Genomic DNA, 26,211 nt, shown 5'->3' on the forward strand with positions numbered 1-26,211 from the left:
CGGCTCTGGTAGTCAGGCGCTGACGGCGCCCTGGTCTGCCTGCAGCGTCGGGCATAACTGGCACATCTCCAGCAGGATCGCCACGTAATCACGCGCTTCTTTTTTCAAATCGAAAGATTGCGGTGCAAACAGCCAGTTTTCCATAATGCCGGAAATATAGGCGCGCATTAATACGGCTACGCGGCGAGTGAGTAAATTGGCGGGCAACAATTTTGCCTGAATACACTCAGTAAGCGTTTGCTCGATTCGATCATAACTTTCAAGGCTCAGGTTACGCTGCGCTTCTTGCACAATGGTCATTTCCCCGACAAACTCACATTTGTGAAAAATGATCTCCATCATTAATCGCCGGCGCTCTTCAACAACTGTAGCTTCAAGGATATAAACCAATATTTCTCTTAATACAGAGAGTGGATCGTCAGGGAATTTTGCCCGATACTCAAGCTCAAGATCGTCAATACTGGACTCTGATAATTTCCAAATTTCACTAAACAAATCCGACTTATTTTTGAAGTGCCAGTAAATCGCGCCGCGAGTCACGCCTGCCGCCTGCGCAATGTCAGCCAGCGAAGTAGAAGAAACGCCCTGCCGGGAAAACAAGTGTATGGCGACATCGAGAATGTGCTGTCGCGTCTCCAGCGCTTGTTGTTTGGTTTTTCGTGCCATATGTTGGTGAATTTACAGGAGTCAGATTTACATACATTTGTGAATGTTTGTACCATAGCACGACCATAATATAAACGCAGCAATGGGTTTTTGGGCCATTGATCCATTGATCAATTTGAAATCGGACACTCGAGGTTTACTTATGAACAAAAACAGAGGGTTTACGCCTCTGGCGGTCGTTCTGATGCTTTCGGGCAGCTTAGCGCTTACAGGATGTGATGAAAAACCGGCTCAGCAGGGTGCGGGGCAGATGCCGGAAGTTGGCGTCGTCACGGTCAAGACGGAACCTCTGCAAATCACCACTGAGCTACCGGGCCGAACGACTGCTTTTCGCATTGCGGAAGTGCGTCCTCAGGTCAGCGGCATTATTTTGAAACGCAACTTCACGGAAGGCAGTGACGTTGAAGCTGGTGTCTCGCTCTATCAGATTGATCCCGCTACTTATCAGGCAGCTTATGACAGCGCAAAAGGCGATCTGGCGAAAGCGCAAGCGGCTGCCAACATCGCTCAGATGACCGTCAACCGTTATCAGAAACTGTTGGGCACCAAGTACATCAGCCAACAGGATTACGATACCGCTCAGGCGGACGCTCAGCAGGCTAACGCTACCGTTGTCGCGGCGAAAGCAGCAGTAGAAAGCGCGCGCATCAACCTGGCGTATACCAAAGTGATTTCCCCCATCAGCGGTCGTATCGGGACTTCCACTGTCACGGAAGGTGCGCTGGTACAGAGCGGGCAAACCACGGCGCTGACTACCGTGCAGCAGCTTGATCCGATCTACGTTGACGTTACCCAGTCCAGCAATGATTTTCTGCGTCTGCAACAGGAAATGGCGAACGGTACGCTGAAGCAGGACAACGGCAAAGCGAAAGTTCAGCTCGTTACCAACGACGGTGTTCAATACGCCCAGGAAGGTACGCTTGAGTTTTCTGGCGTGACGGTAGACCAGACCACCGGTTCCATCACTCTGCGTGCTGTGTTCCCGAACCCGGATCACTCGTTGCTGCCAGGCATGTTCGTACGCGCCAAGCTGGAAGAAGGCGTTAACCCGAATGCCATGCTGGTTCCACAGCAGGGTGTTACTCGTACGCCGCGCGGTGACGCAACGGCGATGGTGGTGGGTGAAGGCGATAAAGTTGAAGTCCGTAATATCGTCGCAAGCCAGGCCATTGGCGACAAATGGCTGGTGACTGAAGGTCTGAAAAGCGGCGATCGCGTGATTATTGCTGGCTTACAAAAAGTCAAACCGGGCGTGCAGGTTAAAGCTCAGGAAGTGACTTCTGACAACAAAGAGCAAGCCCAGGCCGGCGGCCAGTCAGAAAAACCGAAGTCTTAACTAAAACAGGAGCCGTTAAGACATGGCTAAGTTTTTTATCGATCGCCCCATCTTTGCGTGGGTTATCGCGATTATCATCATGCTGGCAGGGGCTCTCTCGATCCTCAAATTGCCGGTAGCGCAATATCCAACCATTGCGCCGCCTGCAATTCAGATCACGGCCACCTACCCGGGTGCTGATGCGAAAACGGTACAGGATACCGTGACGCAGGTCATCGAACAGAACATGAACGGTATCGATAACCTGCTTTATATGTCATCTGCCAGTGATTCCTCTGGTACGGTACAAATTACAATTACTTTTGATTCCGGAACGGATGCGGATATCGCGCAGGTTCAGGTGCAGAACAAACTGCAACTGGCCATGCCGCTGTTACCGCAGGAAGTGCAACAGCAAGGCGTTAGCGTCGAGAAATCATCCAGCAGCTTCCTGATGGTTCTCGGGATGATCAGTACCGATGGTTCCATGACGCAGGAAGATATTGCGGACTACGTCGGCGCAACCATCAAAGATCCGGTCAGCCGTACTTCCGGCGTCGGTGACGTTCAGCTGTTCGGTGCGCAGTATGCGATGCGTATCTGGATGGATCCGAGCAAACTCAATAATTTCCAGCTCACGCCAGTTGACGTGATTGCGGCTATCAAAGCGCAGAACGCCCAGGTTGCGGCAGGTCAGTTAGGCGGTACTCCGCCGGTGAAAGGGCAGCAGTTGAACGCCTCTATCATCGCGCAAACCCGTCTGACCTCCACGGACGAGTTCGGTAAGATCCTGTTGAAAGTGAACGCTGACGGTTCGCAGGTTCGTCTGCGCGACGTGGCGAAGATTGAACTGGGCGGCGAAAGCTATGACGTAATCGCACGTTATAACGGCCAACCGGCTGCGGGTCTCGGTATCAAACTGGCAACCGGCGCGAACGCGCTCGATACTGCCGAAGCGGTACGTGCGACCATTGCCAAACTGGAGCCGTTCTTCCCGCACGGCCTGAAAGTGGTTTATCCGTATGACACCACACCATTCGTTAAGATCTCGATTAACGAAGTGGTGAAAACGCTGGTTGAAGCGATCGTACTGGTATTCCTGGTAATGTACCTGTTCCTGCAAAACTTCCGCGCAACGCTGATCCCAACGATCGCGGTGCCGGTGGTACTGCTCGGGACATTCGCGATACTCGCCGCCTTTGGCTACTCCATCAACACCCTCACCATGTTCGGTATGGTGCTGGCGATAGGTCTGCTGGTGGACGATGCTATCGTGGTGGTGGAAAACGTCGAACGTGTGATGATGGAAGAAGGCCTGCCACCAAAAGAGGCGACGCGCCGTTCCATGGGGCAGATTCAGGGTGCGCTGGTTGGTATTGCACTGGTGCTGTCAGCGGTATTTATCCCGATGGCGTTCTTCGGTGGTTCTACCGGTGCTATCTATCGCCAGTTCTCCATTACTATCGTTTCCGCGATGGTACTGTCTGTGCTGGTCGCACTGATCCTGACGCCGGCGCTGTGCGCCACCATGCTGAAGCCGGTTGCCAAAGGCGACCACGGTGAAGGCAAAAAAGGCTTCTTCGGCTGGTTCAACCGCATGTTTGAGAAGAGCACGCACCACTACACCGACAGCGTAGGGAACATTCTGCGCAGCACCGGTCGTTACTTGCTGCTCTATATCGTCATCGTTGCGGGTATGGCGGTGCTGTTTGTGCGCCTGCCAAGTTCGTTCCTGCCGGATGAAGACCAGGGCGTATTTCTCACTATGGCCCAGTTGCCTGCGGGCGCGACGCAAGAGCGTACGCAGAAGGTGCTGGATGAAGTGACGAAATATTATCTGGAAAACGAGAAAGACAACGTTAACTCCGTCTTTACCGTTAACGGCTTTGGCTTCTCTGGTCGCGGTCAGAACACCGGTCTGGCGTTCGTATCGCTGAAAAACTGGGACGAACGTCCTGGTGAAGCGAATAAAGTACCGGCAATCGCAGGCCGTGCGAGCGCGCACTTTGCATCGATTAAAGATGCAATGGTCTTCGCTTTCAACCTGCCAGCGATTGTTGAACTCGGTACGGCAACCGGCTTCGACTTCCAGTTGATTGATCAGGCGAACCTGGGGCATGAGAAATTAACCCAGGCGCGTAATCAGCTGTTTGGCGAAATCGCGCAGCATCCGGATCTGCTGGTGGGCGTGCGTCCTAACGGCCTGGAAGATACACCGCAGTTCAAGATCGATATCGATCAGGAAAAAGCACAGGCGCTGGGCGTGTCGATTAGCGACATCAACACCACGCTGGGTGCAGCCTGGGGCGGCAGTTACGTTAACGACTTTATCGACCGTGGTCGCGTGAAGAAAGTGTACGTCATGTCGCAGGCCAAATACCGTATGCTGCCAAGCGATATTGGTAACTGGTACGTGCGGGCAACCGATGGGCAGATGGTGCCGTTCTCCGCCTTCTCCAGCACACACTGGGAATACGGTTCACCGCGTCTGGAGCGTTACAATGGTCTGCCGTCGATGGAAATCCTCGGCCAGGCGGCTCCGGGTAAAAGTACCGGTGAAGCGATGGCGATGATGGAACAACTGGCCAGTAAGCTGCCAACCGGTATCGGTTATGACTGGACGGGGATGTCCTATCAGGAACGTCTCTCCGGCAACCAGGCGCCTGCGTTGTACGCCATCTCGCTGATCGTGGTATTCCTCTGCCTCGCAGCGCTGTATGAAAGCTGGTCGATTCCGTTCTCGGTCATGCTGGTTGTACCGCTGGGTGTTGTGGGTGCGTTGCTGGCGGCCACCTTCCGCGGTCTGACCAACGACGTTTACTTCCAGGTGGGCCTGCTGACGACCATTGGTTTGTCGGCGAAGAACGCGATACTTATCGTCGAATTCGCCAAAGACCTGATGGATAAAGAAGGCAAAGGCCTGGTAGAGGCGACGCTGGAAGCGGTTCGTATGCGTCTGCGTCCAATTCTGATGACCTCACTGGCATTTATCCTTGGGGTACTGCCGTTGGTTATCAGCTCCGGTGCAGGTTCCGGCGCGCAGAACGCAGTAGGTACTGGCGTAATGGGCGGGATGATCACCGCAACCATACTGGCTATCTTCTTCGTTCCGGTGTTCTTCGTGGTGGTGCGCCGCCGCTTTAGTCGCCACGGTGAGGATATTGAGCACAGCCATAAGGTTGAGGAGCACTGATCGTTTCTCTAATAGAAAAGGCCGCACTTAGCGGCCTTTTTCATATCAGTACATCCGAAATTAAAAGCATTTATTGTCTGTTTGTTTATTTTGTACTGCCAATATAAGGCTTATAATAACTATGTATTTTGAAAGCAGCGATCATTTACCGTTTATAAACTTTAATTATCTGGTACAATCAGTTTAACTCAGACGATTCCTGGTATAAAAATACCGTTCGAACTGGAATAATCTCTTCCATGCTAACTTAATGAATCTCAAGGATGAACAAGCAATAACGCCCGCAGGCGTAACACGCTTCATCCCGACGTCATGTTCCTATTTTGTCCATTTTTCTCAAAAAAAACATTATTTGTAATTTTTCGTGATAGCACAATGAAATCCCATTCAGACTAGCTTATAGTTATATTGACAAACATAAAGCAGCGTCTGTCTCTGGTCAGAGCAGAAGTTCCCATCCTGAAACAGCAGTCGGTCAGTAAAAAAAAATTACCACTCAGAAGGGGATGCGTTATGGACGAATACTCGCCAAAAAGGCATGATATCGCGCAGCTCAAATTTCTCTGCGAAACACTGTACCATGACTGCCTTGTTAATCTCGAAGAGAGCCATCATGGGTGGGTTAACGATCCTACATCAGCGGTGAACTTGCAGTTAAATGAGCTGATAGAACACATAGCGACCTTCGCACTTAATTATAAAATTAAGTACAATGAAGATAATAAACTGATTGAACAGATAGACGAATATCTTGACGATACGTTTATGTTGTTCAGTAGCTATGGCATAAATACACATGACTTACAGAAATGGCGCAAAACAGGTAACAAGCTGTTCCGCTGCTTCGTCAATGTAAGCAAGGCTAATCCTGTTAGCCACTCTTGTTAATTTTTCAACACTAAGGTGAAGGTATGTCCGAAAAACCATTAACAAAAGTTGATTATTTGATGCGTCTCAGACGTTGTCAGACAATTGATACCCTTGAACGTGTAATTGAAAAAAATAAATACGAACTTCCGGATGAGGAACTCGCGGTGTTTTATTCAGCAGCCGATCATCGCCTGGCAGAACTGACCATGAATAAGCTGTATGACAAAATCCCCTCCTCCGTGTGGAAATTTGTACGATAATTCTGCTAACTATTTTTCTACGCAAACAGAACGTTCAGATTCCGTGACGAGTGTCTTCGAATCAGATGAATGACGAAAAGCAAAAAATGATTGCCGGATTGCCCTATCTTTCGGCAGACGAAGTCTTGCGCGCCGATCGTCTGCGAGCCAGGCAGTTGCTGCATCGTTACAATCATTCGGCGCCGGAAGAAAAAGCCGAGCGTAAAGACATTCTCTCCAGCCTTCTCGGCCGCAGTGATGGGGTCTACATCGAACCGAATTTTCGCTGCGATTATGGCTACAATATTTTTCTCGGCCGCAATTTCTACGCGAATTTCGACTGTGTCATGCTCGATGTTTGTCCAATTCGTATCGGCGATAACTGCATGCTGGCGCCCGGCGTTCATATCTACACCGCAACGCATCCGCTGGATGCCGCTGAACGCATCAGCGGCGTGGAATATGGAAAACCTGTCACCATTGGTCACAATGTCTGGATTGGTGGCCGCGCCATTATCAACCCGGGCGTAACGATTGGCGATAACGCCGTCATCGCCTCCGGTGCGGTCGTTGTGAAAGATGTTCCGGCCAATGTCGTGGTCGGTGGCAACCCGGCGCGGATCATCAAACCCCTGCCAGCCATCTAACTGTTATCGTTTTTTGCGGCAAAACTGTTACTTTTTTCATACAAAATGGCAACTTAAAATAGCGTGTCCACCTGCAAAACAGTATCAGTAAAGGCGTAAGATGACAGAGATACAGCGGCTGCTCACCGAAACGATTGAAGAGATCAACCAGCGCGAGAAACGGGATAACCGCCCGCGCTTCAGCATCAGTTTTATTCGCAAACACCCCGGCCTGTTTGTTGGCATGTATCTGGCCTGGCTTGCCACGCTGGCGGTGATGCTGCAGTCCGAAACCCTCTCAGGCTCCGTCTGGCTATTGATCGTGCTCTTCGTGGTGCTGAATGGTTTCTTCTTTTTTGACGTTTACCCTCGCTACCACTACGAAGATATCGATGTGCTCGATTTCCGGGTCTGCTATAACGGCGAGTGGTACAACACGCGATTTGTTCCGTCAGGTTTGATTAACGCGATCCTGCAATCCCCGCAGGTCGAGGAAGAGAGCAAATCCCGGCTGGAAAAAATGGTTGCGCGTAAAGGCGAGCTCTCATTTTATGACGTCTTCACCCTCACCCGTCCCGAGACTGCTCAATCAATCGGTTAAGTGTACGTACCGCCGCCGTAAACCGGCTGGCGGACGTATTGCCGTAACCCAGAACCAGCCCGCTGGAAGCAGCACGCTTGTGCAGCCAAAAACGGCTTAATGCATGGGGCGCAAGTTGCCATTGCCTCGCAGCGAGGGCTACCGCCTCATCATCAATCCCCGGGATCGCCAGCGTTAAGTGCAGCCCACCGCCGCCGCCATAAACCTGATGCGCAACGTGCAGCTCATTGCGAACGGCTTCCAGCAGGTGCGCCTGCCGCTTGCGATACAGCCGACGCATCGCGGCGAGATGTCGTGCGTAGTGCCCATCTTCAATAAAACGCGCCAGCGTCAGTTGCTCGGCACGATGACCGCCACGTAACAAACTACCGATTGCCGGTCCGGCAGCCTGCGCCAGCGCGGGCGGCATCACCATAAAACCGATACGCAACGATGGAAACAAGGTTTTACTAAAAGTACCAAGATAAACCACGGGCGGATTCGCCACCATGCCTGACATCGCCGGAATGGGCTCGCCCGGATAGCGAAACTCACTATCGTAATCATCTTCCACAATCCAGCTTCCCACTTGCCGGGCATAGTCCAGCAGCGCCAGCCGCCGGGCCGCGCTCATCACCTTGCCCAGCGGATACTGATGTGACGGCGAGGTGTAAATCATGCGCGGTGGCCGGGCCGCAGAGTTCAGCACCATCCCTTCATCGTCGATCTGCATGCCCGCCACTTCCAGGCCAGCCGCCAGAAAAGCGCTTTTGGCGCCACCGTAACCCGGCTCTTCCACCCATGCATGCTCGCCCACGTCGCTAAGTAAATGCACACAAAGCATCAGCGCTTCCTGCGCGCCTTCGGTGATCACTATCTGTTCAGCATCGCAATCAATGCCGCGAGATATCGCCAAATGGCGGGCTATCGCTACGCGTAAACGCCATTCACCGGCGGATTCACCATAATTCAATAACGGGCTGCCTTCATCGCGCCACACGCGTTCAGCCAGCCGTCGCCAGACTGTCAGCGGGAAGTAATTTGCCGCCGGAATGCCCGGCGTCAGCGCCAGCGCGGGCGAATGACGTAAAACGCCGCCCGGCAGTTGCTGTACACGCTTAGCGAGCGTTATCGACGGCGCCGGATCCGTTCGCTCAACTGTCGCCAGTTTCGCCACTCGAGTTCCCTGGCGATCGCGCAACACATACCCTTCAACGGCCAGTTGTTCCAGCGCTGCATTCACGGTATTACGCGAAATATTCAGCATCTCCGCCAGTACGCGCGATCCCGGCAACAGACTGCCGGGCTTCAACATCCCCTGCCGTACCGCGTCGCGCAGCGCCACATACAGCGCGCGCTGCCGCGTCAGGCTGGCGCGATCCTTCAGCGCCCGTCGCAGCAGCGCGTACAGTCCATCCTCAGGAATATTCATTATTTTCTCCGCGTGGCTCTATAAAAATATAACCTGCTGGCTCTTTTTATGGAACCACCGCAGCGCTACGCTGCCTCCGTATTCACAAGGAGACGCAATGAGCCAGTTCAATCAATATCAACAACCTATCGGCGATGCGCTGCCTGACTGGCAGCCACGCCCTTTCCCGCAGCGCGTTACTCTCGAAGGCCGTTATTGTCGTCTTGAACCGCTGGGCACTGAGCACGCCAGCGCGCTGTTTCAGGCGCATCAACACGCAGGTGATAACCGGAGCTGGACGTGGCTGCTGCGGGAGCCGGAAAAAGATGAAGCGGCGTTTCGCGACTGGATAGCGAGCATCTGCACACTGCACGATCCACTACACTTTGCCGTCATTGACAACAAAACTTCGCAGCCGGTTGGTAGCCTCGCGCTGATGCGCATTGATGAGAAAAACGGTGTCATGGAAGTGGGAAGCGTACATTTCTCGCCGTTGCTGACCCGTACACCCGCCTCGACAGAAGCGCAATGGTTATTGATGAACTATGCCTTTACAACGCTGGGATACCGGCGCTACGAGTGGAAGTGTAACAGTCTGAATGAGCCGTCACGCCAGGCGGCGCTGCGTCTCGGTTTTCAGTATGAAGGCCGCTTTCGCCAGGCGCTGGTGCTCAAAGGCCATAATCGCGATACCGATTGGTTTTCAATTATTGACGGGGAATGGCCGCAGATTGATCGCGCGCTGCAACGCTGGCTTGCCGCCGACAACTTCACGGCCGATGGCAAGCAGCGTCACTCCCTGGCATCACTTCGCGCTTAACGTTTTTTCTTTTTGCCTTGCACCGCTTTGAAACGCGGATTGGATTTACAGATCACATATAAACGCCCCTTGCGCCGGACAATCTGGCAGTCAGGGTGGCGTTGTTTCGCACTGCGCAATGAATTCAGTACCTGCATCACTTACTCCTTTTTATCGCTAAAAAAGCGACCGTAACGTTGCTGGAAACGTGCCGCGCTGCCTTCGTTAGCAATCACTTTTTGTTTACCGGTGTAATAAGGATGCGACGCAGACGAAACGTCGATGGTGACGTACGGATAGCTCACGCCTTCCAGTTCGATTTCGCGTTCCGTTTTAATGGTTGAACCCACTTTGAAATACTCGTTGGCGCTGGTGTCGTGGAATACCACGGTACGATAGTGAGGATGGATATCAGCTTTCATAATTCACTCATCTGTTTTGTTATAACATAACAAAAGTCTATCGAAGTTATTTCTCCATTTCAAGCGATCCGCGTTATGCGTTTTTCGCAAAAGCACGTGATCCTGCGCGGACATAAATTAGAAAAGAACGTTATTGGTTGAATTGGTGCCCCTCAGGCAAGCTGTGATCACACCTGACGAAGAGGAAAAAGAAAATGCGCTGTTGTTGTCCCCGAACCCTGAACCTGACCAGAACACGATTATTGACTGCTTTCGGAGAACACAATGAACGCAACGACGTTACCGATCCTCGATCTTTCCCGCTATACGCACGGCGCTGAGCGCGAACGCTTTCTTGCCGATCTGCGCCACGCTGCGCGCGATATCGGTTTCTTCTACCTGATTAACCACGGCGTCGATGACGCACTGCAACACGCCGTCCAGCAAGAATCCCGACGTTTTTTCGCCCTGACTGATGAGCAAAAACAGCAAGTGGCGATGATCCACTCCCCCCATTTTCGTGGCTATAACCGCGCCGCTTCAGAGATAACCCGCGGGCAACCGGACTGGCGCGAGCAGTTCGATATTGGCGCGGAACGCCCGGCGCTACTGCTCAGCGACAGCGATCCCGGCTGGCGACGCTTACAAGGCCCGAATCTTTGGCCGCAAGCCTTGCCAACGCTGAAACCCGCCCTGCTCGCCTGGCAGAAGGCGATGACCGGTATGGCCATCACACTGCTGCGGGCGTTTGCCGAAGCACTGCAACTGCCTGCGGACGCCTTTGACGCGCTGTATGGCGATAAACCGAACGAGCATATCAAGCTGATCCGCTACCCTGGCCAGCACTCGACCCGGAGCGCGCAAGGCGTTGGCGCCCATAAGGATTCCGGCTTTCTCAGTTTTCTGCTGCAGGACGAGCAAAAAGGGCTGCAAGTAGAAGTCGAACCAGGCCACTGGATCGACGCCGCGCCGCTGGCGGGCAGTTTTGTCGTCAACATTGGCGAACTGCTGGAACTGGCCACCAATGGCTATCTGCGCGCCACCGTTCACCGCGTGGTTTCGCCCCCTGCGGAACAGCAGCGTTTGTCGATTGCTTTCTTCCTCGGCGCCCAGCTCGATGCGGTGGTGCCGTTGTACACCCTACCGCCGAAGCTGGCGCAAGAGGCGCGCGGGCCGGAGAGCGATCCGCACAATCCGCTGCTGCGCGATGTCGGCTGGAACTACCTGAAAGGCCGCCTGCGCTCCCATCCGGATGTGGCGGAACGTTATTACCGCGATGTGCTGCGCGAACGCACTGAACAATTGATCGTCTGACCATAACAACACAGGAACACACATCATGAAACATGCCGCTTTTACTCTGGCAGGGGTAGCACTGTCTCTTTCTCTGGTATGGACTTCCGCCCAGGCTGAAGCACTGCGCGTCGCCGCCGACCCGGTACCGCACGCGGAGATCCTCAATTACATCAAAAAGATCGATCCGAAACTGGATCTGAAAGTGGTTGAATTAACCAACGGCGCCAATGCTAACGAGCTGCTGGCGAACGGCGATGTCGATGCCAACTACTTCCAGCATGTGCCTTACTTGAAGGATCAGGAAAAGGCGCTGGGCAAGACTTTTGCCGTTGCCGCGACGGTACACATTGAACCGCTCGGCATCTATTCACATAAATACAAGGATTTCAAATCGCTGCCGAATAACGCCAAAGTGGCCGTGCCGAATAATGCCACTAACCTGAGCCGCGCCCTGTTCCTGCTGCAAGCCCAGGGATTGATCAAGCTCGACAGCAAGTTCACCGATCCGGCCACCACCCTGGCGACGCCGAAAGACATCGCGCAGAACCCGAAACATTTGCAGATCCTGGAGATTGAATCGCCGCAAATCCCGCGCTCGCTGGATGATGTCGATCTGGCGGTAATCAACGGCAACTACGCGCTGGAAGCAGGGCTGAGCCCGGCGAAAGATGCGCTCGGTCTGGAGAGTGCGAAGCACAACCCTTATGCCAATATTCTGGTCACCAACCCGCAATTGGCCAACGATCCGCGCATCAAAGAACTGGCCAAAGATCTGACCTCACCGCAGGTCGCGGAGTTTATCCGCAAGCAATATAACGGTTCCGTGATCCCGGTTGCGCCGCAGTCATGATTGAGATTGAAGGGCTGAGTAAAATCTACGCTGGAGCAGGCCGACCGGCGTTAAAAGAGGTGTCGCTGAACGTACCGAAAGGCGCGATTTACGGCATCCTCGGGCGCAGCGGCGCAGGGAAAAGTACGCTAATCCGTTGCCTTAATCTGCTGGAGCGGCCCACTGCGGGCCGTATTATCGTGAACGGTAATGACATCACCCAACTGAATAAGACAGGGCTTCGCGAACATCGGCTGCGCACCGGCATGATTTTCCAGCACTTCAATTTACTGCATGCGCGTACGGTCGCCGATAATGTCGCCGTGCCGCTGGAAATCGCCGGTGTAGCGAAAGACCAGCGTCAGGCGCGCGTAGAAGAACTGCTGTGGCTGGTGGGATTAAGCGAAAAAGCGCACGCCTTCCCGTCACAGCTTTCCGGCGGACAAAAGCAGCGTGTCGGCATTGCCAGAGCGCTGGCGGCACACCCGGATGTGCTGCTGTGCGACGAAGCCACCAGCGCGCTGGATCCGGAAACTACCGCGTCAGTGCTGGAGTTACTGGCAGACATCAACCAAAAACTGCAACTCACCATTGTGTTGATCACCCATGAACTGGAAGTGGTCAAAACGCTGTGCGATCACGCGGCGCTGCTGGAAAATGGCGAAGTCATAGAGAGCGGGAAAATCGCTGATTTGCTGGTTGCTCCGTGGTCGCGACTGCGCCAGGCACTGCTGCACGATCCGCAGGCAGAGCAGGCATTTCTTGCTCGTCATGGTTTTACCGGGAGGCCGTTATGTGGGGTCGCATGAGCTGGGAGGATCTCTGGCCGCTGCTGTTAAACGGCTCGCTGGAAACCATTTATATGGTCGGCCTGTCGGCACTCTTTACCGTGCTGATTGGTCTGCCGCTGGGTGTACTGCTGTTTATTTCCCGCAGTAATGGCTTAGCGCCGATGCCAAAGCTGAATGCGCTGCTCGGTACGATTATCAACATTGGCCGCTCGCTGCCATTTATTGTGCTGTTGATTGCGCTGATCCCATTTACCCGGTTACTTATAGGAACCACGCTCGGCAGTACCGCCGCCGTCGTGCCGGTGACTATTGGCGCATTTCCCTTCTTCGCGCGCCTGACGGAAACCGCACTCGACGAAGTGGATTACGGACGCATTGAAGCTATTTTATCCATGGGCGGTAACCTCTGGCATGTGATTACCAAAGCGCTGTTGCCGGAAGCGCTTCCCACGCTGCTGGCCGGGATTACCTTAACGGTGGTGATGCTGATTGGCTTCTCATCAATGGCGGGCGTAATTGGCGGTGGCGGGCTGGGCGATTTAGCCATTCGTTACGGCTACCAACGCTTTAACAACCAGGTCATGTTCGGCACTGTGATTATCCTGGTGGTGATGGTACAGGGCGTGCAAATGGTGGGTGATCGCCTGGTTCGCCGACTGGCACACCGTCGATAAGCTGTTCCGGCGTTTCTTTGCCCTGAAAACCAGGAAAGAGGCGCCGTTTATCCCTTCTTGTTTGGTAAAAATTTCTTAGCTAACCTGCACCGCAGACTCTTTTTTCCTCACCCCTGCTCATCCTGAAAGAAAACAATTGCTGCCGCGTGATATAACATTTGCGGGTGAAAGATACGCTATGTTTATCAGTATCAAAGAGGGATTTTTGATCATGACTAATCGACGGCTGGTAACTCTTATTATTGCGATTCTGGCGCTCGCGCTGATCCTCCCGCCAGGGCTGAGTATCTGGATGACCCATCGCCAGGCTAAAGAAACGTTTATGGATCAGCTTGAAAGCTATTCAAAGCTGGCGGATATGCGCACACTGCGTGTCGTTAACGAAAGTAAAGCCGCGCTCCGGCAACTGGAAAACTGGCGAGGCCCGGTTTGTACCGCCGAACATCTGCTGGAGATGCAACGCGCTTCTTACGCCCATCGCTATGTGCAGGAAGTTTTATACGTTGACGATCTTCAGCCGCGCTGCTCATCGTTGCAAAGCGGCACCTCGACATCGCCCTTCCCGCCGCCAAAGAAAATTACCGCAGATGGCTTTCGCGTCTGGCTTACGCGTCACAATGATTTGGGTTTATCGCGGAACATGATTGCCATCGGTAATGAGCATTATGTCGTGATGGTCGATCCCCAGTCGTTTATCGATATCCTCTCTTACGGCTCGCTTCCGCTGCACTTCTCGCTGGTCAATACCAGCACCCGGCAAGTCATTGCGGGTAGTACGGAGATCCCCCGCACCGTGCTCGAGCAGATAGCGCAACGCGCGCAAACGACAGAGCATTTCCGGGAATCAACCTACCACATTAAATACGATGCCAGCCAGGGGCTGGCCACCGTAACCTGGATGCCGGACACGCCGCTGGAAAACAACTGGCATCGTTTATTGACTATCTGGGTGCCGTTCAGTTTGCTGATGAGTTTATTGCTCGCCTTTGTTTTACTCAGAGTGCTGCGTCGTCTGCAATCGCCGCACTATCAGTTGCAGGAGGCCATCCATCGCCGTGAAATCATGGCGCATTACCAGCCGATTATGGCGCTGGAAAGCGGGCGTATCGTTGGAGCCGAGGCGCTGGCGCGCTGGCAGCAAAAGGACGGCACTTTTCTGTCGCCGGATATTTTTATCCCGCTCGCGGTACACAGCGGCCTGATGCCGCAGTTGACCAGGCTGATGATTGAAAATGTGTTTGCCGATATGGGGCCATGGCTGCAGCAACACCCAGAGCAGCATATCTCTGTCAATCTGGAACCCACCGATCTGCTGGATCCGGGCCTGCCGGCTCTACTCGCGGAATTACTACAGCGCTGGCAGCTTTCGCCGTCGCAAATCGCCTTAGAACTAACCGAGCGGGGTTTTGCCGATCCGGTCGTCAGCGGCCCGGCGATCAACACGCTGCGCGCCGCAGGCCATGCGATCTACATTGACGATTTCGGTACGGGTTATTGCAGCCTGAGCTACCTGCAAAACCTCGACGTCGATATCATTAAAATCGATAAATCGTTTGTCGATGCGCTGGAGCACAAAACCGTGACGCCGCACATTATCGAGATGGCAAAAGCCTTAAAGCTGGCGATGGTTGCCGAAGGTATCGAAACCGAAGCTCAGTTGCAGTGGCTGAAACAGTGTGGCGTGGAATATGGGCAAGGCTGGCTTTACAGCAAAGCGCTACCGGCGGAGGAGTTTATTCGCTGGGCGGAAAATAACCTTCATGAGAAAGCGCTCTGCTACTGTTAAAAGGGTTTTAACAACGCGGAGGAAGCACAATGAAAAAGCAATCCTGGCCGCTGCACGATGTCCGGCACTGGCTGGAGCCTGGCCCGGTGGTACTGCTGAGCAGCCACTGGCAAGGGCGGAATAATATTATGACCTTAGGCTGGCACACGATTCTGGAGTTTTCCCCTTCGCTGGTCGGCTGCATGATTTCCGGTGGCAATGCCAGCTTCGAACGCATCCGACAAAGCGGAGAGTGCGTAATTAACCTGCCTGAAGCCAGCATGATCGACACCGTTTCTCGCATTGGCAACTGTACGGGCGATGAGGTCGATAAGTTTGCTCAATTTGGCCTGACGGCAGAAAAAAGCGAACACGTGACCGCGCCATCCATTAAAGAGTGCTACGGCCAGTTCGAATGCCGCCTTTATGACGACGCAATGGTGGATACCTACAACTTCTTTATTTTTGAAGTGGTTGCAGCGCGGGTAAACCGCGAACCAACGTGGCCGCAGACGCTGCATTACACCGGCGACGGCGTGTTCCGTACCGATGGCGATGTGCTTGAGCGTAAAGCGCTCTTCACCAAAGTCTCCTGAGTGTCACATTACTCATCAAGCACTGGCACAAAGCCTCCGTATATCATGCGCTTACCGTCAAAAGGCATCGCATTGCCCAGTTCGCGCATGCGGGGATCGGTCATCATTTTTTGATTCGCCGCATCGCGTACCTCTTTGGACGGGTATTCAATCCAGCTGAAGACGACCGCTTCGTGGTCTTCAGCTTTTACCGCCATGCGAAAATCGGTGAGTTTGCCATCCGGTACGTCGTCAGCCCAACATTCGACAATGCGCGTTGCGCCGAACTCTTTGAAGATCGGTGCCGCTTTCGCCGCGAGCTGGCAATAAGCCTCTTTTTCATCCTCTGGCACTGCGACCACAAAACCATCGACATATTTCATGCATCGGCCCCCACATGACTGCGCAGCGGGACAGCCCCACTACATCAGACCCGATAAGTTTAGTTCTGCCGCCAGCAAAAGGCGTAACGCACCGTCTCATCTCGCAGGATAAACTCCGGCGACACGCTCGGGCTCCAGGAGTCATCGCCGCCAACGCCCATGTGGAAGGCATCGAGATGCAGCCAGCAACCGGCTTCTTCGCGCAATAAGTGATGGTGCGTGGTTTCCCGCAGTTGCTCATCGCTGTAGCAGCCGAGGGAAAAATGGAAATCCCCCTGCCACTGGTGCGCACCGAACCACAATGCGCGCGTGTTGCAGCGCAGCCCATTTTCGCCGGGGAAAATATAGGGCGTGTGCAGCGCCGACAGCGGCTGCGTCCACCGTCCCTGACGCGCCGCCAGCTGGCGATCCGGGTAGTTTTCATGCGGCCCCAGCCCCAGCCAGCTTACCTGCGGATGCCGCTCCGCCAGTTGGCAGACCAGCCCCACCCGTGCAGGCGGCGGAATATCTCGCGCCACCTGTACCGTGACATCGCCATGCAGTGCGCCGTCACCATCAATTCGCCAGCATTTATGGCTGATAAACGCGGTTTTCCCTGCACCCAGCCAGCGCTGACCGGTACTCACCACAATCCCGGTGCTGCGCTCTTCAACGTCACAATAAAGCAGTTCAGCCGACAGATCGTACATGCCTGCCGCTTTCCAGCGTTCCACCCACGCGTTGGGATCGATGCGTGTCACCTCGCTGATACCAATGTCGTTATCCAGCGGCGCACGGGCAAAACAATCGCTCAGCGGAGTCAGCAGCGTCGGCTGCTCATCGCGCCACCACTGTTGCAGGTTGCCGCTGCGGCGACAGAAGTGCCAGCGCTGCGACTGATGCGTGATGACAAATTCCTGCTCGTTGGACTGCAATGTCGGGCGCGAGTTCTGCACTACGCGCGGAGTGATATACAACGGCGCGGGCAGACGCCACTGATCCCAGGCGCAGCGATGATCCGCCGCCGACCAGTGCGTCGCCGCACGCTGGAAAACATCCACATTCAACCAGACATCACCGGGCGCGGCCTCCAGCGCGGGTATGTTCAGCTCAATACGCTGCTTGCCTTGCGGCGCAATATCCAGCGTGATTTCTCCCTGCGCCAGTACATCTCCATCGCGGGCGACAGACCAGCGCAGGTATTCATTATCAGTGGCGCGGAACAGATATTCGCTCTCAACTTCCAGCACCAGCGGCGTGGTGCTAAGCAGGCTGAACTGGAAAAATTGCTGCGCGCGCTGCGCTTCATACAGCGCCGGATGCGGCGTGCGATCGGGAAATACCAGCCCATTCATACAGAACTGGCGGTCATTCGGCGTATCGCCAAAATCGCCGCCGTAAGCCCAGAATGGTTGCCCATCATCACCGGTTTTGGTTAATGCCTGGTCAACCCAGTCCCAGACAAAACCGCCCTGCAAACGCGGGAAAGCGCGGAACGCTTCCCAGTATTTGGCAAAACCGCCAAAGCTGTTGCCCATCGCATGTGCGTATTCGCAAAGAATGAGCGGGCGATTTTCGCCGGGCAAACCGATCCATTTTTTAATCGACCACTTCGGCACCGCCGGGAAAGGCTGATCCTGGTCGACGCGGGCATACATCGGGCAGACAATATCGGTGGCCGCCGTGTTCGCGCCGCCGCCTTCATACTGCACCGGACGCGTCGGATCGGTCGTTTTCAGCCAGCGATACAGCGCATCGTGGTTCGCGCCATGACCAGATTCGTTGCCCAGCGACCAGATAATGATCGACGGATGGTTGCGATCGCGCTGTACCATGCGCGTCACACGTTCGCTCATGGCTGGCAGCCAACCCGGATCGTCCGCCAGGCGGCTCATCGGCACCATGCCGTGGGTTTCAATATTGGCTTCATCCACGACGTATAAGCCGTACCGATCGCACAAGCGATACCACAGCGGATGGTTCGGATAGTGAGAACAGCGCACGGCATTGAAGTTGTGCTGTTTCATCAGCTCAATGTCGCGCCGCATGGTGGCTTCATCAATGGCCTGTCCGTTTTCCGGATGGTGCTCGTGACGGTTTACACCACGAATCAACAGCGGTTTGCCGTTAAGCAGCAGCAAACCATGACGGATTTCCACTTTGCGGAAACCCACGTCGCAGGCTTCCGCTTCCAGTACGTTTCCTTGTGCATCTAGCAGGGTTAATGTCAGGCGATAGAGGTTCGGTGTTTCCGCGCTCCACAGCGCGGGCGCGGCAACCGACAGCGTCACGCACAGGCGTTCTGCCCACGCGCCGCGCTCATCCACCACGGCGCTGCCCGGCGACTGCTGAGCGGCGGCGATTTTTTCTCCGCCGCGCCACAGGGCAACGGCAACGCGACACGCTGCAAACGCCCCGGCCAGTTGCACGTTAACCTGTAATTGCGCGTGGGTCAGGTCCGCATTCAGCTCGCTGACATAGTGGAAATCGGCAATATGCGTCTGCGGTTTGTGTTGCAGGGAGACATCGCGAAAAATCCCGCTCATCCGCCACATATCCTGGTCTTCCAGATAGCTGCCATCGCACCAGCGCAGCACCATCACCGCCAGCCGGTTTTCCCCCGCTTTTAGCGCCTGACTGAGGTCAAACTCGGCGGGCAGGCGGCTGTCCTGCGAATAGCCGATCCATTGGCCGTTACACCAAAGATAAAACGCCGCATTGACACCATCAAAAACAATCCGCGTCTGCCCCTGCGCCAGCGCGCCTTCTTCCATTGTAAATGTGAGCGAGTAACAACCTGTCGGGTTTTGTTGCGGAACAAACGGAGGCGTCACCGGAATCGGATAGGTAACATTGGTATAAATGGGCGTATCAAATCCCTGCATCTGCCAGTTCGATGGCACCGGCATCGCCACCGCATCGGTGCAATCCTCTGTTATCCAGCGTTCCGGTACGGCTTCCGGCGAGCCAAACAGGCTGAAGCGCCATTCGCCATTGAGCAGGCGCCGCGCAGGTGAAGCGGCATCATCGCGCGCCGCATTTTCATCACGCCAGCTACGCATGGGCGCATGAGCCGGTAAACGGTGCCAGTGGGTAATCGCCGGGTTTTCCCAGTCGCGGCGGGAAACCAGCGAACTTAATGCGGTAGCAGACATAAAACCTCTTTTTTGCGAAGCGCTCACAATTAAAGAAACAATGGCGTATTTTTAATCGCAGGTAAAGTCCGCGATCGGCTGAAAGCGAAGAGGATCACAAAAGCATTAGCGCCGATCCAGCATGGCAACCTGCTGTGCCAGTTCACTCAGTTGCCGGGCAAGAGTTTCACCGCTGCGGATCTGCCGTTCGCGCGCCGGAGCCGTAGACAGACGTTCGATCAACGTGACGGGCAGCCGAATCTGACTGAGGGTCAATTCCCTGTCGGGCGGATTAAGCAGCCAGTCCACGCTACGCTCGCCCGCTTCTTTGAACGCCTGGCGCACCGTGGTCAGCGGCGGAGAAAACCAGGCGCTGTCCGCCGTGTCGTCGTACCCCACCACTGAAATCTGCCCTGGCACATCAATGCCCTTCTCAGCACAGGCGCGCATCACGCCGAGCGCCATCTGATCGTTGGCCACCAGAATCGCCTGCGGCAGCCGGGGACCCGCCAGTAGCAGATGGGCTTTTTCATACCCCGATGCGGCGCTCCAGTCCCCATACTCGCTGGCGCAGGGGGTCAGTTTCTCCTGTGCTAACGCCGCCAGCCAGCCGCTAAAACGGGCGCGGGCTGAAACTGAACTCTGCGGCCCGCCCAGCAGAGCAATGCGCTGGTGGCCTTGCGACAGCACATGTTCCACACCCAGGCGCGCGCCCTGCTCCGCATCAAACACCAGACTGTTAACGGCTGCCTTATCACTGACATCCAGAAACAATACCGGCGTCGGTTGCGCCTGCGCCGCCAACTGCTGCGCCAACGCATCTTCCAGCGGAACATTAATAAGCACGCCTTCCACACGCTGTGCCAGCAGTTCCTGCAATGCCGCGCTACAACTGGCGGCGTCATGCTGCTCAAGCATCGAAATAATGACGCTCGTGGAGGCAAGACCGGCGCGGGATTTCACCGCCGAGGCAATTTGTGACGGCGCATGCAGCGCCAGATCGGTAGTCAGTAGTCCCAGCGCTCTGCTGCGTTTGCCCGCAAGTTGCTGAGCGCCTCGATTGGGAACATAGTGCAGCGCGGCCATTGCGGCGAGCACCTTTTCACGGGTACGAACGGAAACATGGGCCGCATCATTGATCACCCGGGATACGGTCTGGTAAGAGACGCCTGCATAGCTGGCAACGTCGTAAAGTGTGATAGTTTTCATGGCGTTCCTGGCAGCAAAGGGATCATTAGTATACCCGTTTTGCCCGGATCTGCCTGTGAGCGCTTCGTGAAAAATACCAGGAACTAAGACAATCGGCACAAAATATATTGCGCGAGACAAAAAGAAATATCGGCGAACCACAAGGCTCGCCGGAAACATCATCCGTAATGTGTTTTGAGATGGTTCTGTAGAGTTATTATGAAACAATCATCACAGTTTTTAATGCAATTTAAATGACGGTTTCATGACAACAAGATTACTGCTGGCGAGGAATAGGAAATCCTTTTATTGAAATAATAAAACTGTTTCCCTCTTTTTTGATTTTCGCGCCAGCGTCACACCAGTCCGATGCGATACGAAAAAACTCATCACTTCCGATATTCCAGTCCAGTCGTACTTGTTTTACAAAGCCTGAGCGCAACATCGCACAGGCTTCGCCGTAGTTACTGGCGGTTGATAGCAGTTGTTGGTTCATTTTTTCTTCTTCAGGAGTTTACGTAATGCTTTGATCTCTTTAGGAGTGAACGGAGTTGCACTCTCTTCTTCCGTGTGCTGGTTGTCAATATCATCTTCCGAGACTCCCGCCTCTTCCGCTGCTTCGAACGCCAGCAGCAGCAGTTTTTCTGTCGCCGTGCTTAAATTTTCACTATTTACTTCTGCGTAATGACGCAATTTCTCTTTTAGCGCTTCATCAATTTTGACGTTTAATACTGCACTGGCCATGATTATCCCTTCTTGTGTGAATAAACATGCTAATTAATACACGAACTTATGAAACCGATCCAGATTTATATTTCAAAATTATAACAGGGCGAAAAATCCCCATAAATAATCTGCCTTATATTTATGACAGAAAAATGAAGATAATATTTCAATTAAATGACACTATAATTTAAAACGAAAAAATATAATGCTAATCGCGGGAATAAAACCCGCCAGCGCGCACGCCGACGGGTTTCAGTGATGCAGTTGGTTCCATTTTTCGCGGGTTATCTCCCACAACTCCGTCTCCAGCTCCCCGGAAACATACTCACCTTTTTGCAGGCGAACTAAGCGCATACCGCTGCGTTGAGAAAGTCTCTTCGAACGATCGTTGGCGACAGCTTTGGGCGCGCGCAGTACATCGCGTTCAAGCACGTTAAACCAAAAATCCGTTACCGCATGGCAGGCTTCCGTCATATACCCCTGCCCTTGCCACTCCGGAGCCAGCCAGAATCCCCGGTTATTGTCCGGCGTATCCATCAGGCAGATCACGCCCATGAGTTCATCGGCATTCTCTTTACGTCGCAACGTCCAGAACCAGCCTTTCCCCGCGCGCGTTGCCTCCAGCGCAACATTGTCGACATAGTTCTGCGCCGCATCATCCGGATAGGGCCAGGGAACGCTGGCAACCAGATAACGGACAATCTCCCAGCGAGGGAAAATGCGCTGAATTTGCGTGGCATCTTCCGATGCCAGCGGTTTGAGAATTAGACGTGCCGTTTGAAGCTCTGGTGTCGTCACAGGTGATCGCTCCTTTTCTTCCTGAGAGAAGCAAGTATTGCAGACGCTCCGCCAGATCAGGGGATTTTTCGCTATATTAACGAAAAATCAGGCTACCGGTTCAGTTTGCGGCGCCACGCTTAGCGTCGGTTTCTGACGAAACCACGGCAGACAAAGCTGAATCAGCGGGCCAATACTGAGCGCGTAAAATACCGTGCCGACGCCAAATGTGCCGCCCAACAGGCAGCCTGCCAGCAAGACTGAAATCTCAATCGCCGTACGGATACTGCGCACTGACCAGCCTGTGCGGGCATGGATCCCGGTCATCAGGCCATCACGCGGGCCTGCGCCAAACCCGGCACCAATATACATTCCGGTCGCCAGCGCATTGACAATTACCGCCGCCACCAGCATTACGCTGCGCGCCAGGAGTGTCTCCAGCGGCGGCATCAACGCCAGCGCAGCATCGGCGGCAAGCCCAAGCACGATCACATTGCTGATGGTTCCCAGACCCGGACGCTGACGCAGCGGGATCCAGAACAACAATACCAGCGCGCCGGTGGCGATCATCACCGTACCGATATCCATCGACAGCAGTTTCGCCACCCCAAGGTGGAAAACATTCCACGGATCGGCGCCCAAATCCGCGCGGACAAACATCGCGGTAGAAACACCGTACAGGACCAAACCAATATAGAGTTGCAGTAATCGACGTAGCATTTTTGTTCTCCGGTTGTTCATGCTTCCATCTTCTCCGCAAATGGCATTATGATTAATGTCCAGTTTTCATATAGTGGACTGCATATGTCATCCCGTCGCTTTGGTAGTCAATCTTTGCAGCGCCTGTTAGGGCACTGGCAACAACCCGAGTCCCGCATGCCGCTATGGCGTCAGCTTGCCGATGCCCTGCGTTTGCTGATTCTTGATGGCAGGCTGGCGCTGGGCACACGTCTGCCCGGCGAGCGTGAACTGGCCTCAACGCTGGAAATCAGCCGCACCACCGTTGCCAGTGCGCTGGCGCACTTGCGCGATGAGGGTTATCTGGAGAGCCGCCACGGTAGCGGATCGCGGGTGATTCTGCCTGATAGCCGTAGCGTTCCAACGCTCGCAACAGCCGGTACGGCACTGGATCTCTCAACGGCGGCGTTGAGCGCCGGGCCGGAGATCCACCAGGCCTATACCCACGCGCTGAGCATGATCCCGCACTACCTCACGCGAACCGGCTACGGTCAGCTCGGCTTGCTGCCACTACGTGAAGCCATTGCCGCACGTTATACCGAGCGCGGGCTGCCAACTCACGCCGATGAAGTGATGGTGGTGAATGGTGCCGTCAGCGGACTGGCGCTGGTACTGCGCATGCTAACCGGTCCGGGCGATCGCGTGGTGGTCGATCACCCAACCTACCCGCTGGCGATTGCCGCGATCCAGGGGGCGTCATGCAGGCCCGTTGGCGTATCGCTGCCACAAACCGGCTGGGATTGTGATGGGTTTGCCGCCACGCTGGCACAGACCGCGCCGCGTCTGGCCTATCTGATGCCCGATTTTCACAATCCAACCGGACGCTGTATGGATATCGCCACTCGCGAAGCCATCGCCGCCATCGCGGCGCGCACGCGCACGGCGCTGGTGGTCGATGAAACGATGGTGGATTTGTGGTACGACGCGCCGCCACCGCCGCCGCTGGCGGCCTTTGATCCTGCTGGAAACGTGATCACACTCGGTTCGGCGGGGAAAAGTTTCTGGGGTGGCTTACGCCTGGGATGGATCCGCGCCTCAACGCGCACAATTGCCGCTCTCGCCCAGACCCGTGACACGCTGGATCTGGGTTCCCCGTTACTGGAGCAACTGGCAACGCTGTGGCTAGTGCAAAACGCAGAAGCATTTTTGCCCGGCCGTCGACAAATGCTCGCCAGCCGCCGTGATGATTGCGCCGCGTTAATGCGCGAGCATTTTCCGGAATGGCGCTTTCAGACACCGCAGGGCGGCCTCTCCTACTGGGTAGAACTGCCCGATATGCTGGCGACTCAGTTTGCCGCCCGTGCGGAAACTATCGGTATTCACCTCGGTGCGGGAACACGTTTTGGTCTTTCCGGCGCTTTTGACCGCTATTTACGAATGCCCTTTTCACTGGAATTAACCGAACTCGAGAACGCATTACTGCGCATCAAACCCCTGTGGCTCGCGCTCAACTATTCGCATCCCCCGGTAAAACGCAGCATGGTGTAATGCCGGAAACGTTCAATACACATGTCACGGCACCGTGGCATGTGCCCGAACAGACGGGGAGACTTTCTGCCGTTGCAAACACTCTTCTGATATTTCCGTTAGTCCTGAAATGTTTAATCGCCTTATCGCTCAATTGCTTTCATGCCATCAATAAATCAGGCTTTATTTATTGTTTTTGTAATTTGATTTTGAGGGTGTACTACGTCATCATCTGTTTTTTATGCAATATACAAGCGGATAGATATCAAAAACACTGGCTTGCGAAAACGCAGGGCAGGAACAACATCCGCTGTACTTTACGCGCTTAAAATTAATGACACAGATTGCACATGACGCCATAGCTAACCTGCTTGCTCGTTAATAACACATAATTATTTATAGAGCACTGCACTGGTATGCCAGAGATTGAGTGGAAAACTCATTATATCCGCAGAGAGTAAAGATCCTTATGAATTATGAACCCAGGGGTAATTTTGAATACATCGTCAGAATTAATAATACTTACCTTGCTGAAGGTATAAAACAGATTATACAAAAAATGTATAATCTGGGTGAACTGAGTTCATCTATCCTGGTTTTCGACTGTCATAATTACTATTCAATCAATTTCGATCAAGTCGGTGATACGATATGCGTTATGCTCTGCGAGAAAAACTACCAGAAATTCCTGCCAGACATCAACAAAATATACCGCTGTGAAGCGAACATCACCGCGAAGGGTTTTAAAAATTTAGTTAAACGCATATCAAACGGCAAGGGACCATCAAGTACGCTAAAAACAGACTGCTGCATCAATGAGCGCGAAATGGCGGTGATTCATTCCTATATGGAAGGCTATTCAGAGGCAACGGTTTCCGACTGGTTGGGTGTCAATATAAAAACGATTTACCTTGCCAGGCGCCGCCTTTTTTCAAAGTTAGAATGCAATTCATTACTGGAGTTTAGAATTATGTGCAGAACACAATTATTTACTGAATGGTATTCAAGGCAAAAAGAAGCGTTTAACACCGTTGATCATTAATCCGCTGACCAACATTCATCATCTCAGCGTTCCCTACCCCACCATTATATGGCAGATAAAACCGTAGAAAGGTATGCAGGAGAGTCATTTCCTCCTGCATTAGATCACTATCGCTGGCAACTACACAGGAATGGAAATGTTTCAGCTACTCTCTGCACGTAGTTTTTTGATATTAATATCGATACGTTCGATTGCAGGTTGAGAGGCACCTTTCGTCAAAGACACGCGTATTTTAATGCTGTCATTATCGATTACAACCAGGTTAACATCAACATTATCTTCTTCTACCATCCAGAATATTTTTTCTTTTATTTCCTCGGCTATTGAATTCAAAACCTCCACCTAATCACCTCATGGTTATGTTGATTAAAAATGACCTGACAGCAAAGATTCGTTAGCATATAAAACCAGACTTTTTCTCATTAATATACTGACGAAGATAAAACAATAATATAAGCCAAAATATTTCAAGCCAGTAACGAAGATGAGTTCACCACATATACATCACAATATCAATTGATAAACTCTATAGATTTTTTTGTAAGATAGTAGATTTAAATATTCCATAATAATTATTATGCATGCCATTCCCAAAAAAACACTTATCACAGAACCACGATAGGATTTTTAAATTGGAGAGCAATCGATTGAGAGTATGTATCATCGCACGTCTTTGATAAGATATATAAATATTCATTCTGAACACACCCTATTGTTCACATATCTTATTCCATATAAGTTTTCTTT

The 26,211-nt window shown here is 53.5% G+C and carries 27 protein-coding genes; 15 read left to right on the forward strand and 12 right to left on the reverse strand.

All coding sequences use genetic code 11. The features are described 5' to 3' along the window. Window positions 1–12: 12 nt before the first annotated feature. The gene (gene acrR, locus CWM66_RS06755) at window positions 13–666 is read right to left on the reverse strand and encodes a multidrug efflux transporter transcriptional repressor AcrR (protein ID WP_007373587.1); all 654 of its coding nucleotides are present in this window, start codon (window positions 664–666) and stop codon (window positions 13–15) included. A gap of 142 nt (window positions 667–808) precedes the next feature. Between acrR and acrA the strand changes: the two genes are divergently transcribed. From acrA to CWM66_RS06785, 6 genes are all read left to right on the forward strand, one after another. Continuing rightward, a complete protein-coding gene (gene acrA, locus CWM66_RS06760; protein WP_007373586.1) occupies window positions 809–2,002 on the forward strand; it encodes a multidrug efflux RND transporter periplasmic adaptor subunit AcrA in 1,194 nt (397 codons plus the stop codon). Between the two features lie 22 nt (window positions 2,003–2,024). Further along, a complete protein-coding gene (acrB, locus tag CWM66_RS06765; protein ID WP_007373585.1) occupies window positions 2,025–5,174 on the forward strand; it encodes a multidrug efflux RND transporter permease subunit AcrB in 3,150 nt (1,049 codons plus the stop codon). A 513-nt stretch (window positions 5,175–5,687) separates the two neighbouring features. Beyond that, window positions 5,688–6,062 (forward strand): Hha toxicity modulator TomB, encoded by a 375-nt coding sequence (gene tomB / locus CWM66_RS06770; RefSeq protein ID WP_007373584.1) that lies wholly within the window; start codon window positions 5,688–5,690, stop codon window positions 6,060–6,062. A gap of 23 nt (window positions 6,063–6,085) precedes the next feature. Further along, window positions 6,086–6,304, forward strand: coding sequence for an HHA domain-containing protein (locus CWM66_RS06775; RefSeq protein WP_007373583.1), 219 nt, complete (start codon window positions 6,086–6,088; stop codon window positions 6,302–6,304). A 65-nt stretch (window positions 6,305–6,369) separates the two neighbouring features. Continuing rightward, a complete protein-coding gene (maa, locus tag CWM66_RS06780; RefSeq protein ID WP_107146401.1) occupies window positions 6,370–6,930 on the forward strand; it encodes a maltose O-acetyltransferase in 561 nt (186 codons plus the stop codon). A 100-nt stretch (window positions 6,931–7,030) separates the two neighbouring features. Beyond that, window positions 7,031–7,510 carry a YlaC family protein gene (locus CWM66_RS06785; RefSeq protein ID WP_035887316.1) on the forward strand — a complete coding sequence of 160 codons (480 nt, stop codon included), beginning with the start codon at window positions 7,031–7,033 and terminating at the stop codon, window positions 7,508–7,510. On the opposite strand, the gene CWM66_RS06790 is transcribed toward CWM66_RS06785, so the two are convergent. Beyond that, window positions 7,476–8,921 carry a PLP-dependent aminotransferase family protein gene (locus CWM66_RS06790; protein WP_107146402.1) on the reverse strand — a complete coding sequence of 482 codons (1,446 nt, stop codon included), beginning with the start codon at window positions 8,919–8,921 and terminating at the stop codon, window positions 7,476–7,478. The two genes, CWM66_RS06785 and CWM66_RS06790, sit on opposite strands and share 35 nt — an antisense overlap. Window positions 8,922–9,018: 97 nt before the next feature. Here CWM66_RS06790 and CWM66_RS06795 point away from each other — a divergent pair, with 97 nt between their 5' ends. After that, window positions 9,019–9,720 carry a GNAT family N-acetyltransferase gene (locus CWM66_RS06795; protein ID WP_035887312.1) on the forward strand — a complete coding sequence of 234 codons (702 nt, stop codon included), beginning with the start codon at window positions 9,019–9,021 and terminating at the stop codon, window positions 9,718–9,720. Here the strand turns inward: CWM66_RS06795 and ykgO are convergent. Both ykgO and CWM66_RS06805 read right to left on the reverse strand, forming a co-directional pair. Beyond that, a complete protein-coding gene (gene ykgO / locus CWM66_RS06800) occupies window positions 9,717–9,857 on the reverse strand; it encodes a type B 50S ribosomal protein L36 (RefSeq protein WP_007373577.1) in 141 nt (46 codons plus the stop codon). The two genes, CWM66_RS06795 and ykgO, sit on opposite strands and share 4 nt — an antisense overlap. A 3-nt stretch (window positions 9,858–9,860) precedes the next feature. Further along, window positions 9,861–10,121, reverse strand: coding sequence for a type B 50S ribosomal protein L31 (locus CWM66_RS06805; protein WP_072438211.1), 261 nt, complete (start codon window positions 10,119–10,121; stop codon window positions 9,861–9,863). Window positions 10,122–10,385: 264 nt separating this feature from the next. On the opposite strand from CWM66_RS06805, the gene CWM66_RS06810 reads away from it, so the two are divergent. The 6 genes from CWM66_RS06810 to CWM66_RS06835 all read left to right on the forward strand — a co-directional run bounded on the left by CWM66_RS06810 (window position 10,386) and on the right by CWM66_RS06835 (window position 16,051). Further along, window positions 10,386–11,414: an isopenicillin N synthase family oxygenase gene (locus CWM66_RS06810; RefSeq protein WP_007373575.1), complete on the forward strand. Its 1,029-nt coding sequence runs from the start codon at window positions 10,386–10,388 to the stop codon at window positions 11,412–11,414. Between the two features lie 25 nt (window positions 11,415–11,439). Then, window positions 11,440–12,246: a MetQ/NlpA family ABC transporter substrate-binding protein gene (locus CWM66_RS06815; protein ID WP_007373574.1), complete on the forward strand. Its 807-nt coding sequence runs from the start codon at window positions 11,440–11,442 to the stop codon at window positions 12,244–12,246. Then, the gene (locus CWM66_RS06820) at window positions 12,243–13,034 is read left to right on the forward strand and encodes a methionine ABC transporter ATP-binding protein (protein WP_007373573.1); all 792 of its coding nucleotides are present in this window, start codon (window positions 12,243–12,245) and stop codon (window positions 13,032–13,034) included. Before CWM66_RS06815 ends, CWM66_RS06820 begins: the two co-directional genes overlap by 4 nt. After that, entirely contained in the window at window positions 13,031–13,690 is a 660-nt protein-coding gene (locus CWM66_RS06825) for a methionine ABC transporter permease (protein ID WP_007373572.1), read from the forward strand. The genes CWM66_RS06820 and CWM66_RS06825 overlap by 4 nt, the downstream gene beginning before the upstream one ends. 211 nt (window positions 13,691–13,901) lie before the next feature. Beyond that, complete coding sequence (locus tag CWM66_RS06830; RefSeq protein WP_079518327.1) at window positions 13,902–15,476, forward strand: EAL domain-containing protein; 1,575 nt, start codon at window positions 13,902–13,904, stop codon at window positions 15,474–15,476. Between the two features lie 29 nt (window positions 15,477–15,505). After that, complete coding sequence (locus CWM66_RS06835; protein ID WP_035887310.1) at window positions 15,506–16,051, forward strand: flavin reductase family protein; 546 nt, start codon at window positions 15,506–15,508, stop codon at window positions 16,049–16,051. An 8-nt stretch (window positions 16,052–16,059) separates the two neighbouring features. Here the strand turns inward: CWM66_RS06835 and CWM66_RS06840 are convergent, their stop codons facing one another. The 7 genes from CWM66_RS06840 to CWM66_RS06870 all read right to left on the reverse strand — a co-directional run bounded on the left by CWM66_RS06840 (window position 16,060) and on the right by CWM66_RS06870 (window position 22,937). Further along, a complete protein-coding gene (locus CWM66_RS06840) occupies window positions 16,060–16,413 on the reverse strand; it encodes a DUF1428 domain-containing protein (protein WP_007373568.1) in 354 nt (117 codons plus the stop codon). A 59-nt stretch (window positions 16,414–16,472) separates the two neighbouring features. Then, window positions 16,473–19,547 (reverse strand): beta-galactosidase, encoded by a 3,075-nt coding sequence (locus CWM66_RS06845; protein WP_107146403.1) that lies wholly within the window; start codon window positions 19,545–19,547, stop codon window positions 16,473–16,475. A 105-nt stretch (window positions 19,548–19,652) separates the two neighbouring features. After that, entirely contained in the window at window positions 19,653–20,735 is a 1,083-nt protein-coding gene (locus CWM66_RS06850) for a LacI family DNA-binding transcriptional regulator (protein ID WP_007373566.1), read from the reverse strand. Window positions 20,736–20,991: 256 nt separating this feature from the next. Further along, window positions 20,992–21,210 carry a hypothetical protein gene (locus CWM66_RS06855; protein WP_007373565.1) on the reverse strand — a complete coding sequence of 73 codons (219 nt, stop codon included), beginning with the start codon at window positions 21,208–21,210 and terminating at the stop codon, window positions 20,992–20,994. After that, the gene (locus CWM66_RS06860; RefSeq protein ID WP_007373564.1) at window positions 21,207–21,458 is read right to left on the reverse strand and encodes a hypothetical protein; all 252 of its coding nucleotides are present in this window, start codon (window positions 21,456–21,458) and stop codon (window positions 21,207–21,209) included. The genes CWM66_RS06855 and CWM66_RS06860 overlap by 4 nt, the downstream gene beginning before the upstream one ends. Window positions 21,459–21,692: 234 nt before the next feature. Further along, on the reverse strand, window positions 21,693–22,238 hold the full coding sequence (locus CWM66_RS06865; RefSeq protein ID WP_007373563.1) for a GNAT family N-acetyltransferase: 546 nt from the start codon (window positions 22,236–22,238) through the stop codon (window positions 21,693–21,695). Between the two features lie 87 nt (window positions 22,239–22,325). Then, window positions 22,326–22,937 carry a YitT family protein gene (locus CWM66_RS06870; RefSeq protein WP_007373562.1) on the reverse strand — a complete coding sequence of 204 codons (612 nt, stop codon included), beginning with the start codon at window positions 22,935–22,937 and terminating at the stop codon, window positions 22,326–22,328. Between the two features lie 84 nt (window positions 22,938–23,021). Here CWM66_RS06870 and CWM66_RS06875 point away from each other — a divergent pair, with 84 nt between their 5' ends. Beyond that, window positions 23,022–24,443, forward strand: coding sequence for a PLP-dependent aminotransferase family protein (locus tag CWM66_RS06875; protein WP_081120840.1), 1,422 nt, complete (start codon window positions 23,022–23,024; stop codon window positions 24,441–24,443). Window positions 24,444–24,891: 448 nt separating this feature from the next. Continuing rightward, window positions 24,892–25,464: a LuxR C-terminal-related transcriptional regulator gene (locus CWM66_RS06880; protein WP_007373560.1), complete on the forward strand. Its 573-nt coding sequence runs from the start codon at window positions 24,892–24,894 to the stop codon at window positions 25,462–25,464. 141 nt (window positions 25,465–25,605) lie between these two features. Here CWM66_RS06880 and CWM66_RS28735 read toward each other — a convergent pair whose 3' ends face one another. Continuing rightward, window positions 25,606–25,806: a hypothetical protein gene (locus tag CWM66_RS28735; RefSeq protein ID WP_007373559.1), complete on the reverse strand. Its 201-nt coding sequence runs from the start codon at window positions 25,804–25,806 to the stop codon at window positions 25,606–25,608. Between the last annotated feature and the right edge of the window lie 405 nt (window positions 25,807–26,211).

The organism is Kosakonia sp. H7A (assembly GCF_003028445.1).
Lineage (GTDB): Bacteria > Pseudomonadota > Gammaproteobacteria > Enterobacterales > Enterobacteriaceae > Kosakonia > Kosakonia radicincitans.

Bases quoted from the DNA above. Each gene is read 5' to 3' on its own strand.
- acrR (WP_007373587.1), bottom strand. From the start codon at position 666: ATGGCACGAAAAACCAAACAACAAGCGCTGGAGACGCGACAGCACATT.
- acrA (WP_007373586.1), top strand. From the start codon at position 809: ATGAACAAAAACAGAGGGTTTACGCCTCTGGCGGTCGTTCTGATGCTT.
- acrB (WP_007373585.1), top strand. From the start codon at position 2,025: ATGGCTAAGTTTTTTATCGATCGCCCCATCTTTGCGTGGGTTATCGCG.
- tomB (WP_007373584.1), top strand. From the start codon at position 5,688: ATGGACGAATACTCGCCAAAAAGGCATGATATCGCGCAGCTCAAATTT.
- CWM66_RS06775 (WP_007373583.1), top strand. From the start codon at position 6,086: ATGTCCGAAAAACCATTAACAAAAGTTGATTATTTGATGCGTCTCAGA.
- maa (WP_107146401.1), top strand. From the start codon at position 6,370: ATGAATGACGAAAAGCAAAAAATGATTGCCGGATTGCCCTATCTTTCG.
- CWM66_RS06785 (WP_035887316.1), top strand. From the start codon at position 7,031: ATGACAGAGATACAGCGGCTGCTCACCGAAACGATTGAAGAGATCAAC.
- CWM66_RS06790 (WP_107146402.1), bottom strand. From the start codon at position 8,921: ATGAATATTCCTGAGGATGGACTGTACGCGCTGCTGCGACGGGCGCTG.
- CWM66_RS06795 (WP_035887312.1), top strand. From the start codon at position 9,019: ATGAGCCAGTTCAATCAATATCAACAACCTATCGGCGATGCGCTGCCT.
- ykgO (WP_007373577.1), bottom strand. From the start codon at position 9,857: ATGCAGGTACTGAATTCATTGCGCAGTGCGAAACAACGCCACCCTGAC.
- CWM66_RS06805 (WP_072438211.1), bottom strand. From the start codon at position 10,121: ATGAAAGCTGATATCCATCCTCACTATCGTACCGTGGTATTCCACGAC.
- CWM66_RS06810 (WP_007373575.1), top strand. From the start codon at position 10,386: ATGAACGCAACGACGTTACCGATCCTCGATCTTTCCCGCTATACGCAC.
- CWM66_RS06815 (WP_007373574.1), top strand. From the start codon at position 11,440: ATGAAACATGCCGCTTTTACTCTGGCAGGGGTAGCACTGTCTCTTTCT.
- CWM66_RS06820 (WP_007373573.1), top strand. From the start codon at position 12,243: ATGATTGAGATTGAAGGGCTGAGTAAAATCTACGCTGGAGCAGGCCGA.
- CWM66_RS06825 (WP_007373572.1), top strand. From the start codon at position 13,031: ATGAGCTGGGAGGATCTCTGGCCGCTGCTGTTAAACGGCTCGCTGGAA.
- CWM66_RS06830 (WP_079518327.1), top strand. From the start codon at position 13,902: ATGACTAATCGACGGCTGGTAACTCTTATTATTGCGATTCTGGCGCTC.
- CWM66_RS06835 (WP_035887310.1), top strand. From the start codon at position 15,506: ATGAAAAAGCAATCCTGGCCGCTGCACGATGTCCGGCACTGGCTGGAG.
- CWM66_RS06840 (WP_007373568.1), bottom strand. From the start codon at position 16,413: ATGAAATATGTCGATGGTTTTGTGGTCGCAGTGCCAGAGGATGAAAAA.
- CWM66_RS06845 (WP_107146403.1), bottom strand. From the start codon at position 19,547: ATGTCTGCTACCGCATTAAGTTCGCTGGTTTCCCGCCGCGACTGGGAA.
- CWM66_RS06850 (WP_007373566.1), bottom strand. From the start codon at position 20,735: ATGAAAACTATCACACTTTACGACGTTGCCAGCTATGCAGGCGTCTCT.
- CWM66_RS06855 (WP_007373565.1), bottom strand. From the start codon at position 21,210: ATGAACCAACAACTGCTATCAACCGCCAGTAACTACGGCGAAGCCTGT.
- CWM66_RS06860 (WP_007373564.1), bottom strand. From the start codon at position 21,458: ATGGCCAGTGCAGTATTAAACGTCAAAATTGATGAAGCGCTAAAAGAG.
- CWM66_RS06870 (WP_007373562.1), bottom strand. From the start codon at position 22,937: ATGCTACGTCGATTACTGCAACTCTATATTGGTTTGGTCCTGTACGGT.
- CWM66_RS06875 (WP_081120840.1), top strand. From the start codon at position 23,022: ATGTCATCCCGTCGCTTTGGTAGTCAATCTTTGCAGCGCCTGTTAGGG.
- CWM66_RS06880 (WP_007373560.1), top strand. From the start codon at position 24,892: ATGAATTATGAACCCAGGGGTAATTTTGAATACATCGTCAGAATTAAT.